The organism is Synechococcus sp. R55.3 (genome assembly GCF_047461975.1).
Classification (GTDB): domain Bacteria; phylum Cyanobacteriota; class Cyanobacteriia; order Thermostichales; family Thermostichaceae; genus Thermostichus.
The window spans coordinates 72,233-84,979 of sequence record NZ_JANSIG010000001.1 but is presented as its reverse complement, the minus strand read 5'-3'; the positions used below and the strand labels follow the sequence as shown (position 1 = coordinate 84,979).

Annotated in this window: 10 protein-coding genes; 4 read left to right on the top strand and 6 right to left on the bottom strand. The window is 58.8% G+C overall.

The features are described from left to right. The first annotated feature begins 305 nt into the window (after window positions 1-305). Window positions 306-2,462, top strand: a complete 2,157-nt coding sequence (locus NW849_RS00355; RefSeq protein ID WP_414355414.1) for an NAD(P)H-quinone oxidoreductase subunit 5 — start codon at window positions 306-308, stop codon at window positions 2,460-2,462. Window positions 2,463-2,633: 171 nt separating this feature from the next. After that, entirely contained in the window at window positions 2,634-3,131 is a 498-nt protein-coding gene (gene scpB / locus NW849_RS00350) for an SMC-Scp complex subunit ScpB (protein ID WP_414355412.1), read from the top strand. Window positions 3,132-3,233: 102 nt separating this feature from the next. Here the strand turns inward: scpB and NW849_RS00345 are convergent, their stop codons facing one another. Further along, window positions 3,234-3,884, bottom strand: coding sequence for a peroxiredoxin (locus NW849_RS00345; protein WP_414355410.1), 651 nt, complete (start codon window positions 3,882-3,884; stop codon window positions 3,234-3,236). A gap of 292 nt (window positions 3,885-4,176) precedes the next feature. Between NW849_RS00345 and NW849_RS00340 the strand changes: the two genes are divergently transcribed. Next, a complete protein-coding gene (locus NW849_RS00340) occupies window positions 4,177-5,232 on the top strand; it encodes a hypothetical protein (RefSeq protein ID WP_414355409.1) in 1,056 nt (351 codons plus the stop codon). Between the two features lie 79 nt (window positions 5,233-5,311). Here the strand turns inward: NW849_RS00340 and NW849_RS00335 are convergent, their stop codons facing one another. From NW849_RS00335 to psbU, 5 genes are all read right to left on the bottom strand, one after another. Then, window positions 5,312-6,103, bottom strand: a complete 792-nt coding sequence (locus tag NW849_RS00335) for an alpha/beta hydrolase (protein ID WP_414355407.1) — start codon at window positions 6,101-6,103, stop codon at window positions 5,312-5,314. Window positions 6,104-6,277: 174 nt separating this feature from the next. Then, a complete protein-coding gene (locus NW849_RS00330; protein WP_414355405.1) occupies window positions 6,278-6,865 on the bottom strand; it encodes a lysostaphin resistance A-like protein in 588 nt (195 codons plus the stop codon). Between the two features lie 139 nt (window positions 6,866-7,004). Next, window positions 7,005-8,090 (bottom strand): polysaccharide pyruvyl transferase CsaB, encoded by a 1,086-nt coding sequence (csaB, locus tag NW849_RS00325; protein WP_414355403.1) that lies wholly within the window; start codon window positions 8,088-8,090, stop codon window positions 7,005-7,007. Window positions 8,091-8,167: 77 nt separating this feature from the next. Then, a complete protein-coding gene (locus NW849_RS00320; protein WP_414355401.1) occupies window positions 8,168-9,073 on the bottom strand; it encodes an Rpn family recombination-promoting nuclease/putative transposase in 906 nt (301 codons plus the stop codon). A gap of 51 nt (window positions 9,074-9,124) precedes the next feature. After that, window positions 9,125-9,493, bottom strand: a complete 369-nt coding sequence (gene psbU, locus NW849_RS00315; protein WP_414332351.1) for a photosystem II complex extrinsic protein PsbU — start codon at window positions 9,491-9,493, stop codon at window positions 9,125-9,127. 193 nt (window positions 9,494-9,686) lie between these two features. Here psbU and gcvP point away from each other — a divergent pair, with 193 nt between their 5' ends. Next, a complete protein-coding gene (gene gcvP / locus NW849_RS00310) occupies window positions 9,687-12,653 on the top strand; it encodes an aminomethyl-transferring glycine dehydrogenase (RefSeq protein WP_414355399.1) in 2,967 nt (988 codons plus the stop codon). The last annotated feature ends 94 nt before the right edge of the window (window positions 12,654-12,747 follow it).

Sequence of the window (12,747 nt, the reverse complement as noted above, 5' to 3'; positions counted from 1 at the left end):
GCCTTCGTTGTAGCGCTCGCAAGGGATCCCTGTCATCTTTTGGCCTGCGACCGTCAGCTTGGGCTCAGAGCCGATTCTTTAGGATATCTACAGATTCAACTGCGGGGATCCCGGTTGATCTGCGGGAAAAGCCTCTGCTGTGATGGACTTGATGCTCGGGATCCGGATCCGCACTCTGTCGCAAAAGTTTACAATGGCAGAAGCAGTTGAGCAAATGCCAGCCCACCAGACACTCCCACCGGCCAATTGCAGGGCTAGCAGAGCAGGTTCGTTGCTGTGAGAGGACGCATTCGGAAGCATTTCCCATGGAATTCATCTACACATACGCCTGGTTGATCCCCGTCTATCCTTTGGTGGCGGCCTTTCTCCTCGGCTTAGGCATCCTGATGTTCAACGCCTGGACAAGGGCCAACCGCTCTCTGGCTGCCTTTTTGAGCGTGTTCTCGACTGGGACGGCGATGGTTCATGCCTTTGCCCTTTTGGTCAGCCAGGTGCAGGGGCACGAAGCCGTCCTCAGAACCCTCACCTGGGCCCAGGCGGGATCCTTCTCGGTGGATATGGGCTTTGTCGTGGATCACCTGAGCGCCATGATGCTGGTGGTGGTGACCACGGTGGCCTTTCTGGTGCAGATCTACTCCGATGGCTACATGGCCCACGATCCCGGCTATGTGCGTTTCTACGCCTACCTGAGCTTATTTAGCTCCTCGATGCTGGGCTTGGTGGTCAGCCCCAACCTGGTGCAGATCTATATCTTCTGGGAGCTGGTGGGGATGTGCTCCTACCTGCTCATCGGCTTTTGGCACGACCGGCAGGCAGCGGCAGAAGCAGCGCAAAAGGCGTTTGTGGTCAACCGGGTGGGAGATTTCGGCCTGCTGTTGGGCATTTTGGGCTTTTACTGGATTTCCGGCACCTTCGCGTTTGACGAGATCGGGCGCAATCTGCAGGAGATGCTGGCTAGCGGGGCAGTGAGCAGCAGCTTGATTGCCCTGTTTGCGGCGTTGGTGTTCTTGGGGCCGGTGGCCAAGTCGGCCCAGTTCCCGCTGCATGTGTGGTTGCCGGATGCCATGGAGGGCCCCACGCCCATTTCCGCTCTCATCCACGCGGCGACGATGGTGGCGGCTGGGGTATTCCTCTTGGCCCGCATGTTCCCGGTGCTGGAAGGGATCCCGGTGGCCATGGACATCATCGCCTGGACGGGGGCGGGCACAGCCTTCTTGGGGGCCACCATTGCCATCACCCAAAACGACATCAAAAAAGGCTTGGCCTACTCCACCATTTCCCAGCTGGGCTACATGGTCATGGCCATGGGGTGCGGCGCCTATGGGGCGGGCCTGTTTCACCTGATGACCCACGCCTACTTTAAGGCGATGCTCTTTTTGTGCTCTGGCTCAGTTATCCACGGCATGGAAGCGGTGGTCGGCCATGACCCGGTTTTGGCCCAAGACATGCGCCTGATGGGGGGGTTGCGCAAATACATGCCGGTTACGGCCATCACGTTTTTGATCGGCACGTTGGCCATTTGTGGGATCCCGCCCTTCGCCGGCTTTTGGTCTAAAGACGAGATCTTGGGCGCTGTTTTCGAACGGAACCCAGCTCTGTGGGGGGTGGGCTTCCTCACCGCCGGGATCACCGCCTTCTACATGTTCCGCATCTACTTCCTCACCTTCGAAGGGGAGTTTCGCGGCACCAACCTGAGACTGCGGCAGGAGGTGGCCATCAGCCAGGGCCGTCCTGTGCCAGCTTTTGCCTACGTTTTTGCGGGGAAACAACCGGCCTTTGGCCCTGGAGCCATGAACATTCAAGAAAAACCCCAGCCCAGCAGCCATCCTGAAGCCCACGAAAACCTGCACGACGGAGATGCCCATGCCTCAGAGCCCCATGAGTCCCCTTGGTCGATGACCTTCCCGCTGTTGGCTCTGGCCGTCCCTTCTGTGCTGATTGGCCTGGTGGGTACCCCTTTTGCCAACTTCTTTGAAGCTTTCATCCACCCACCGACTGAGTCTGTGGCAGAGGCAGGCTCGATTTTACCGCTGGTGGCAGCAGAGTGGCAGGAGGTGCTGGCGGGCCATTTCGATTGGGCAGAGTTTCTAATCATGGCGGGTAGTTCCGTGGGCATGGGGCTGATCGGCATCACTTTGGCCAGCTTGATCTACTGGCAAAAGCGCATCGACCCGGGCACCTTCCCCCAAAGCCTGCAGCCGCTCTACTACTTCTCCCTCAACAAGTGGTACATTGACGACCTCTATGAGCGAGTCTTTGTGCAGGGCACCCGCTTCGTGGCACGGGAGGCGCTGGAGGTGGACAGCCGCATTGTGGATGGTGTGGTCAACCTGACGGGCTTGGTGACCATGGTGAGCGGCGAGGCGATGAAATACCTGGAGAGCGGCAAGGCCCAGTTTTACGCTTTGATTATCTTTGCGGCGGTGGTGGTGATGGTGGTGGCATCAGAGGTAGGGTTCTAGCTCGAAGGCGAGGATGGATCCGGCCCGCTTGGCCAAGGGATCCCTCAGCCTAGAACTGCTGCTATGCTACGGAGCAAGTTGAGCGGATCCCTTGTTGCAATGGCCCCGCGTTCTCTTAAGTCGATTTCGCATCCCTTGTTGGCGGAAAGGCAAGGTCAGAGGGAGCGTGTCTTGGCCCTGAAAAATCGGATCGAAGCAATCCTCTATTTGAAGGGGCAGCCTCTGGAGCTATCGGCCCTGGCCCAGTTGGCCCATTGCAGTCGCGACGAAGCCTACGATGCGCTGCTGGAATTAATGGAAGACTATGCCCATCGCGATTCTGCCTTGGAGGTCTTACAGGTGGAGGAGGGGTTTGCCCTGCAGTTGCGGGAGCCGTTTTTGGAGCTGGCCAACCGGCTCTTGCCCCCTGAGATTGGGGTGGGTGCCACCCGTACCCTGGCCACCATCATTCTGCGTGGCCCGCTCTCGCAAGCCGATTTGGTGGAGTTGCGCGGTCAAGGTGCTTATCAGCACGTGGCAGAGCTGGTAGAAAAAGGCTTCGTTACCCGCTATCGCAAAGAAGGCAGCCGTTCCCCCTGGTTGCGGGTGACCGATAAGTTTCATCGCTACTTCACGGTAGATGAGCTGGCCAAAAAAGCAGCAGAGGCAGCCTCCTTCCCCGAACAGTAAAAAGGATCCCCGATAAGGGGATCCAGACCAAAAGGATCCCAGCTTTACCCGACGAAGGGATCCCTTCTCAAGCGCCCGTCAAAGTTGGTGTTCGGGCTTTTACTACTTATTAGGCTGAGGGGTGACCCGCAAATAGGGCTTAATTTCCTTGTAGCCTTTTGGGAACTTCTCTTTCAGCACTTCCGGATCTTTCAGCGAAGGCGGAATGATGACATCGTCACCGTCTTTCCAGTCGGCAGGAGTGACAACGTTATACTTATCCGTCAACTGCAGGGCATCGATCACCCGCAGGAGCTCGTCGAAGTTGCGGCCTGTGCTGGCCGGGTAGGTAAGAATGAGGCGTATCTTCTTGTTGGGATCGATGATGAACACCGAGCGCACCGTCAGGGGCAGCCCTTCTTGGTTGATGTTGGTTTGATCCAACATGTCGTAGAGCTGAGAAACCTTGCGGTCTGCATCCGCCAAGATGGGATAGTTCAGGGTGGTGTTCTGGGTTTCCTCGATGTCTTTCACCCAGCCCACGTGGGACTCCACATCGTCCACACTGAGGGCGATCACCTTCACACCCCGCTTTTCAAATTCGGGCATCAGCTTGGCAACAGTGCCTAGCTCCGTGGTGCAGACCGGCGTGTAATCGGCGGGGTGAGAGAACAGCACCACCCAGCTATCTCCAGCCCAAGAGTAGAAGTCAATTTCGCCGTGGGTGGACTTTTGCGTGAAATTGGGAGCAGTATCGCCAAGTCGGAGAGACATACGCTCTTGATCCTCCGTAAAAGGGTTCAATCCGGTGAGACAGGGATCCGAATCCTTCGATCCGATCCCTCCCGATCTTGCCACATAACTCCACTTTTCCGAGCGGATTGCAGGTGATTTTAAGATTCTTGCTGGCGGGAGGGAGTGCTCCTCCTCTTCCCTGACGCCTTGCGCCCAGGCAGAACGTAAACAATTGCTGCGCGGATCTTAACGTTCCTTAAGTTCTTTGCTGCAGCGGTAGCCCCCTAGAAGTATGCTAGGTAGCACTAGATCCTCTGACGTAAGGTAGGCCATGGAAGAATTGAGGCAAGACGCAGAAACCGTTACACCTTGCAGCTTGGCCACCCTGTGGGCGCAAAAATATGTAGACAAGCTACGGGCACAGGCTGCCTTGGGCGAGCTGCCAGGCGCCCCTCTAGCTGACAAGGTGAAGGGATCTTTGCGCTTTGCCAGCTCCCAGGCCTGGGCGAAGACGGAGCGGCTCTTGGCTGCTGAAATACCGAGGCAGCGGCTGGATCCGGACTTGATTGATCCCTGGCAAATTGCCGAGGATTCCCAGGAGTTATTTGAAAAGGCAGCAGCAAGTTGTGGGGAGGGCCTCTCACCAGCCCGCTTTTCGGTAAAGATCGCGCCATCTTGTGGCCAGCTGCGGGCTCGCTACAGCAAGCCGGATCCGCGGGTACTTGGCTTTTTAAGCATGCAATTTCACTACACGGGGCAAATGGTCCTGCAGGCTCTGCTGCCCCAGGAGCGGGGTCTCTTCCACCCCTACTTGAAGGTCATGGATGACCACCTGTACATGCCTTTGCAGAGGATGTACGAGGCCGCTGCCGCCCAGGCAGGCGATCACTTTTCTGCGCCTTTGGCTGCTATTCAAGAGCTCTTGCCCCTGGTTACCAGCGTGGCAGAGTCCATTTGTGCCGAGGTAGCCCAACGTTTTCCGGACTATCACTGCGAAAGCGGTCCCTTGACAGATCTGAACGTGCGGATTTCCAGCATCCGCGATGTGGAGATGTTTCAGGTGTACTTGGGCCTCTGTGCCCTAGAAGGCAGCATGGCGGCTATCCAGCAGGAGCTGTTTCCCCTCTGTGTGATGCTCTACCCCCCTTTGAAAGTGAGCTGGGAGCTGGTACGGCAGATGCTCAAGCTCTTGGATAAGGTTCTGAGGTCTGGTCTCAGCCAGGCCAGCTATGCCGTCCTGCTGCCCTACCTCCAGACAGTGCAGGGTATGTTCTCGCTGGAGGTTTTTCCTGAAAATGACCCCATCTGGAGCCATCATCCCGATGTGATGCGCTTTATGGAGACGGCGCAGAATCTGTTGCAAGAATTGCTGGCTCAAAAAGCTTAAAGGCCAGTTAACGCCACCATTCCTATTCCCGCTCGCGACCTCCCAGTTACGCAAGGAAGGGAACATTGGCAGTTGCTGCTCAGCCTGCCTGCAGCTTGGGATCCACCAGCTCGGCCACGAATTGGTGCAGGATGGGGACATAGCGCTCTCCGGCCACCTGCAGCAAGTTGTTGTGATCGGCTCCCTCGATAGGCACCAAGCGTTTGGGATCCCGTGCTGCTTGGTAAAGGGCTTCAGCATGCCAGAAGGGGATTAGACGATCCTGGGTACCGTGCAAAATTAGCAGCGGGCAATTGATCTTGGCCATGCGGCTGAGGTTGTCGAAGCGATCGAAAGGTAGCAGCGGGATGCGCGTCAAGACGCGGAAGGCAGTCACGAAAGTAGATTCCAGGATCAGGCCGCCCACTGGTTTTTGCGCTGCCAGGTAAACCGAGGGCCCGCCCCCTACTGATCTTCCATAGACCAAGATCCGCTCCGGCGGGATCCCTTGGGCAACTAGGTAAGTGTAAGCGGCCTCGATATCTTTGTAAGCGCCGGCCTCGGAAGGGATCCCTTCGCTGGTGCCGTAACCGCGGTAGTCGTAGGCCAAGACGGCAAACCCAGCCTGCTGCAGGTGCACCAAGCGGGGCAGGATATCCCCCAAGTCTTCAGCGTTGCCATGGCTATAGAGGAGGGTATAAGCAGCAGCCGGATTGGGCAGATATACCGCTGAAATCTGCAGCCCATCAGAGGTCGTGAGCTTGAGAATGGCGTCCCCATCTCGATAGCTGGCGGGACGAGGCAAAAAGATCATTCGCTCCGATTGAAACCAGCCCAGCCAGAGCAGGTAGCCGTACACCACCAGCCCGACCAGCAGCAAGGATCGCCCCACGCGCAGCCATGGGAAGGATCCCCAAACTAGTTGTAGGAGATCTCGGTGGGGCATTGACAGGAAGGCATCGACAAGTAAGTTAAGCTCAATTTGCGGCACTTGCCCAAGGTTCTGCGCTGCTTACAGGCAACCCCTTTCCCATAAGGGAAGAGGGGAGCAGGAAAACTGCATCCTTCAGGGCTCCGCTTGAGAGAAAAAGCATTTCCAGGCACAAACCCCAATCCAGTTGACAAGGGTGTGGGCGACAATGGTGACCAACAGGTTTCCCGACAGCCACAAGCCAATCCCCATGAGGATACCAACCCCGCTGGCCCAGACGGCATAGGGCCAGCCCTGCCATCCCAGCCAATGCAAGGCGCCAAACAAGAGGCCGCTCAGCAGGATCCCGCCTGTCCACCCTAAGGGGCTGGCCACCAGCAGGGACATCAACACGCCGCGAAACAGCCATTCCTCGCTCCAGCCCGGCAGCAGGCCCACCCAAAGGATATCTCCCCACTGCAAGGGATCCGCCACCCAGTGTAAGTAGGCAGTGGCTGCCCGACGATAGGCTGGCCAGAGCCGGTAAACCCCGCCGCTGAGCAGAGCCACCCCCAGTCCCAGCCCTGCCCCCCACGCCAAGGCTAGGGGATCCCAGCGAAACGGCACGGGAAAGGAGGATCCCAGCCCGATCCAGAGACCCACAACGAGAGCCGAGAACAGGGTGGTGATGCCCATCCCGTTTAAGATCTGTTCGCGCGTGCAGGGCTGGGTCTGGGAAGTCATGGAGGGGGATCCCTGTACTTTAACCCTATTTTTTAGGGTAGAGCGGATCTCGAAAACAACGGCTACCGAAATCCGCACTGGCATTCGGAAACAGAGCTACAGGGGCAGCAGCTTCTGCTGCGATCTTCACGGAACCTCATCAATCCCACCTCAGGTGCTGTTTTAGCAACTGGCCGTGCTGAGTCGATTGCTCCACCCAAACCGCAACTTGATCAGGACTGAGAGCCGAACCCTCTGAGTAGCAAGCCAACCAGGCTCGGTGCAGGGCTTCAGGATCGGTGGGTATCTCCTGCACATCCCAGCCGGGCATGCCCAATTCCCGAAGCAGTGTTTTCACTTTGGGATCGTAGCTGAGACCAAAACAGGCGCAGCCCTCTGCCGCCGCCATCACCAAACCGTGGTAGCGCATGGTGATCGCCAGCCTGACGCCCCGAAAGACTCCTTTCAACAAACAGGGATCCCGAATTTCCAGCACTTGGCTGTGGTGGGGTAGGCGCTGCTGAAGCTGCTGAGCCAAGTGGTAGTCTGGCCCAAGGTCAGGGGATCCGGGAGGAGCCAGCTGAAAGGGCACGAAGAGAAGGTATGCCCCCGTGGAAGCCTGGAGACGCTGTAAACCCTGGCTCAAAGCTTCTAGACAGGCTCCAGTCAGTTGCGGATGCGGACGCAAGACCACAGCAATGCGGGGCTGAGGCCACGTTTCCCATTCCGGCAAGGTTTTGGACGGCAAACTCCAGACGGGATCCGGAGCCACCTGGTGAGGGATCCCCCACTCTTGCAGCCATTGGGAGGCAACCCCATCCCGCACACTAATGGCCGTGCAACCTGCCAGAGACCGGCGGGCCAGTGCACGAATCCACCCCCGCTGCAGCGGCCCGATCCCCTGGGCCCAGGCAAGGGTCTTCAGTCCCCAGCGCTGGGCTAGGCCCATCACCCCCAGGTAGTAGAGAGGGCTGCGCCAACTGGTGCGATCCTGCAACAGACCGCCCCCACCCCAGATGAAAGCCTGGGCCTCCTGGAGACAGCGCCGTAAAGCCAAACTGTTGAAGCGCGGATAGGCCAGCACCCCATAGGTTGCAGCTGTCTCGGCAGGGCGACGGGAGAGCACCACCGGCTGTACGGGGCTGGGCAACTGCTCTAGCTCTCGTAAGAGAGCCAGCAACAACGCCTCATCGCCGGCATTGCCGTAGCCGTAGTAGCCACAGATCAAAACCTGTGGCCGTTTCATCGAGTCCATCTGAGTAACAGGGATCCTAACTCACCCACAGAGTCCTGTGAGGTTGGAAAAGGCCGCGACGGCAAACCCTAGTTGGATGATGACTCCCTGAGCCATTGGATCAAATCGGCCAGGGTTTGGAAGTCCAACAGCGCTTCCGCCAAAGCCTCCAGTTGCTCGGTAGGTAAGAGGCGGATGGTTTCAGACAGGTCTTCCGGCAAAGATCCCAGCTTGCGCCGCAGTTGACTCAGAGTCAGTCGAGCTGCTTCTTGCTGCAGACCTTGCTGCAGACCTTGCTGCAGACCCTGTTGCAGACCTTGCTCTAGACCTTGTTTCAGGCCCTCCTCTCGCCCTTCTTTGAGGGCTTCTGCTCGCCACATCTGATAGATGGTCGATTCCCGCACAGCCAGACCTCCCAGTACCCTGCTAATTTCCTCTGGCGTCCATGTTAATCCTGCCAAAACAGCAGTGGCCGCTTTCACCTCTTGCCGTAGCTTTGGATCCTCTATCTCTGCTATTGCTCTGACCACTTGACGGAGTCGCGGCTCCGGGTTTTCCGGATCTGCCAACACGGCTAAAGGCAGGAGTCCTGGATATTGAGACAGCACCTCCGGATCTTGTTCCCACAGGCGCAAGACCTCAAAGCGATGGGACAGGGATCCCCGTTGAAAAGAAGTCTGGTACACCCGTTCTGACTGGGTTTTTCTTAGGTAGATGACAATCTGCCGCACCTCCTGGGCAGGATAGCGGCGGTAGAGGCGCAGGCAATAGTCGGCCATGCGGAAGGGGATATCGGGATCCGGGTCGGTTTGAAACTCCAGATGCAAAATTAAGTTTTGGGCCCGCAGCAGGATAAGAGAGTCCGCTCGGATGGGCTCGGTGGACAGCTCCGTCGGCTGTAGCTGAGCCAAGGAAACAGGGGATCCCAGCAGCCACCGGGCAAAGGACTCGGGGAACCATTCCACCAAGTACTTGCAGACGTTATCGTAGGCCACAGGATCCCTTTCCTACAAAAGCCGATTCTCCCGATGGCCCCTCTGCCGAGATCAGCCGTAGTACCCTTGGTTGATGCGGTTTTCCAGTTGGTTAGCCCCTTCCTGATACTCGCCAAACACGAAGTTCTCGGCGTTGGCTTTGATCAAGGCCTTTTGCTGCTCCGTCAAACCGGAGATCTGCAACATATCTTCCAGGCTCTTGTAGGGGGCATTTTTCACCAGGATGCGAGCCAGGGTGGGATAGAAGCCGGGCAGTTGGCGGTAGTTGCGCAAGATGGTGTTGTTCACGTCAATCGGAGTGTCCAAGTGCTTCACCGCGGGAAGCTCTGCGGCTCTGGCCACAACAGGGATCCCCAAAGGAGCGAAGCACAGACAGAGCACTAACACCACACGAACCAAGATGGACAGCAGCCAGCGCATAGCATCACTTCTCCAAGCAGAATCCAAAAGGCTCATCTGTATAGGTTGCTAACATTCTCCGACCATCTAGTGTCTCATCCCCTCCACCCCGAATCGAAGGCCAAGACAGGATTTGGATCCCGACAGAAACAATTTTTAACAACTATGATCAGGAGACAGTCTTTCTTGCTCTCCCTTTCTCGGCTATCGCACCATGTCCGACTTGGCCCTTCTCCACTCGACTCGACTTGACCCCCCCAGCCGGGATCCATCTCCAGGGATCCCACAACCCACGCCTTCTCCGGAGCTGGAGTTGCTGGGGCAGACCGAACTCTTTCTCAGACGGCACATTGGGCCGGATGCCCGGCAAATTGGGCAGATGTTGCAAGTGTTGGAGCTGAGTTCGCTGCAGGAGCTGGTGGAGAAGGCGGTGCCGCCGGCCATTCGCAGCAGCCAGCCTTTGCAATTGGGATCCCCTTGCCCTGAGCAGCAGGTGTTGGCGGAACTGCAGGCAATGGCGGCCCAGAACCAGGTGTGGCGCTCCTTTTTGGGCATGGGCTATTCCAACACCCTGACGCCGCCGGTGATTCAGCGCAGCATCCTGGAAAACCCTGCCTGGTACACTCCCTACACCCCCTACCAAGCCGAGATCGCCCAGGGACGGTTGGAAGCCCTGCTCAACTTCCAGACGATGGTGATCGACCTGACGGGGATGGAGATCGCCAATGCTTCCCTGCTGGACGAGGCCACCGCAGCCGCAGAAGCCATGGCTCTTGCCTACACCTTGGCGGGCAAGGGATCCCCGGTTTTCTGGGTGGATCGGGGCTGTCATCCCCAGACGATTGCAGTGGTGCAGACGCGGGCAGAGCCCTTGGGGATCCAGGTGCGCGTGACGGATCTGGCGGAGTTTTGCCCGGAGAAGGGCTTTGGGCTGCTGTTGCAATATCCCAACACCTTTGGGGAAATCCGGGACTACCGGCAGTTGGTGGAGCAGGCTCACCAGAAGGGGATGGTGGTGACGGTGGCTGCCGACCTGCTCAGCTTAACCCTATTGCAACCCCCAGGAGAGTGGGGAGCGGACATCGTGGTGGGATCCACCCAGCGCTTCGGCGTGCCTTTGGGCTATGGCGGCCCCCATGCGGCTTACTTCGCCACCCGCGAGGCCCACAAGCGGCTGCTGCCAGGACGGCTGGTGGGGATTTCTCAGGATGCTCAAGGCAAGCCAGCCCTGCGCTTGGCGTTGCAGACCCGCGAGCAGCACATCCGGCGGGACAAGGCCACCAGCAACATCTGCACTGCCCAGGTGCTTTTGGCGGTGATGGCTTCTATGTATGCCGTCTACCACGGCCCCCGCGGCTTGCGACACATAGCCGAGCGCATCCACCGCCAGGCCCATCACTTGGCCACTGGGATCTGCCAGTTGGGTTATGAGGTGGGGCCCGAGCATTTCTTCGATACCTTCTGGGTCAAGGTAGCTTCTCCAGAGCAAGTGCAGGCGATCCAGGCCGGCGCTGCCCAGCGACAGATCAACCTCCGCCAGATCGATGACCAGACGCTGGGGATCAGCTTGGATGAGGCTACCACCGCTCAGGATCTGCGGGATCTGTGGGAGATCTTCGCCGGAACCCTTCCCCGCAGCGGAACGGAGTCCTTACCGCCAGCTTGGGATCCCGACAGCCCAGAGCTGGACTTGGGCCAGAGCCTGCCGCCCCAGCTCCTGCGCACCACCCCCTACCTCACCCATCCGGTCTTTAACCGTTACCACTCGGAAACTGAGCTGCTGCGCTATATCCACCGCCTGCAAAGCCGGGATCTGGCTCTCACCCATTCCATGATCCCCTTGGGCTCTTGCACCATGAAGCTGAACGCCACGGTGGAGATGATGCCGGTCACCTGGCCGGAGTTTGCCCAGCTCCATCCTTTTGTGCCCCTGGAGCAGGCCCGCGGCTACCAAGCCCTCTTTGCCCAGTTGGAAAAGATGCTGGCGGAGATCACCGGCTTTGCCGGAGTTTCTCTGCAACCCAATGCTGGATCTCAGGGGGAATATGCCGGCCTGTTGGCTATCCGCCGCTACCACCAAGCCAGAGGGGAAAGCCGGCGGCAGGTGTGCTTGATCCCCACCTCGGCCCACGGAACCAACCCGGCCAGCGCCGTGATGGCGGGGATGCAGGTGGTGAGCGTAGCTTGTGATGAAGCCGGCAATATCGACATTGAGGATCTGCGGGCCAAGGTGGAGCAGCACGGGGAGCGGCTGGCCGCCTTGATGATCACCTACCCTTCTACCCACGGTGTGTTTGAGGAAGGGATCCGCGAGATTTGCCAGATAATCCACGAGGCGGGGGGACAGGTGTACATGGATGGGGCCAACCTCAACGCTCAGGTGGGCCTCTGCCGTCCTGCCGAGCTGGGGGCCGATGTCTGCCACCTCAACCTGCACAAGACCTTCTGCATTCCCCATGGGGGAGGTGGGCCGGGGGTAGGGCCCATTGCCGTGGCCCCTCACCTTGTGCCCTATTTGCCTGGCCATCCTGTTTTGCCCGGCTGTAACGGCCCCGTCAGCGCTGCCCCGTGGGGCAGTGCCAGCATTTTGCCCATCTCCTGGGCCTACATTCGCCTTATGGGATCCGCCGGCCTTACCCTGGCCAGCCAGGTGGCCATCCTCAACGCCAACTACATCGCCAAGCGGTTGGATCCCTACTACCCGGTGCTCTACAAGGGGCCGGGGGGGTGGGTGGCCCACGAGTGTATTTTGGATTTGCGCCCCCTGAAAAAAAGCGCTGGCATCGAGGTGGAAGATGTGGCCAAGCGCCTGATGGACTATGGCTTCCACGCCCCCACCATCTCCTGGCCGGTGCCGGGGACGATGATGGTAGAGCCCACCGAGAGCGAATCTCTGGAGGAGCTAGATCGCTTCTGCGAGGCGATGATTGCCATCCGCCAGGAGATTGCCGCCATTGAGCGAGGCGAGATGGATCCGGTGCGCAATCCCCTCAAGCTGGCCCCCCACACCGCCGAGGTGGTGGCTGCCGACCACTGGGATCGCCCCTATCCTCGCTCGCTGGCCGCCTACCCGCTCCCCTGGGTCAGATCCCACAAGTTCTGGCCCAGCGTCAGCCGCATCGACAACGCCTACGGGGATCGCCACCTGGTGTGCAGTTGTCAGCCCTGGCTCGACGAATGATGGCTGCTCTGGAACTTGGCCCAGAAAGGGAGATTGGTTGTATCCAAAGGCGGGATCCGCTATAACCAGTCAGGGATCCCTGGCCAACGAATGA

Excerpts from the sequence above, each read along its gene's own strand:
- NW849_RS00355 (WP_414355414.1), top strand. The coding sequence starts at position 306 with ATGGAATTCATCTACACATACGCCTGGTTGATCCCCGTCTATCCTTTG.
- NW849_RS00345 (WP_414355410.1), bottom strand. The coding sequence starts at position 3,884 with ATGTCTCTCCGACTTGGCGATACTGCTCCCAATTTCACGCAAAAGTCC.
- NW849_RS00340 (WP_414355409.1), top strand. The coding sequence starts at position 4,177 with ATGGAAGAATTGAGGCAAGACGCAGAAACCGTTACACCTTGCAGCTTG.
- NW849_RS00330 (WP_414355405.1), bottom strand. The coding sequence starts at position 6,865 with ATGACTTCCCAGACCCAGCCCTGCACGCGCGAACAGATCTTAAACGGG.
- csaB (WP_414355403.1), bottom strand. The coding sequence starts at position 8,090 with ATGAAACGGCCACAGGTTTTGATCTGTGGCTACTACGGCTACGGCAAT.
- psbU (WP_414332351.1), bottom strand. The coding sequence starts at position 9,493 with ATGCGCTGGCTGCTGTCCATCTTGGTTCGTGTGGTGTTAGTGCTCTGT.
- gcvP (WP_414355399.1), top strand. The coding sequence starts at position 9,687 with ATGTCCGACTTGGCCCTTCTCCACTCGACTCGACTTGACCCCCCCAGC.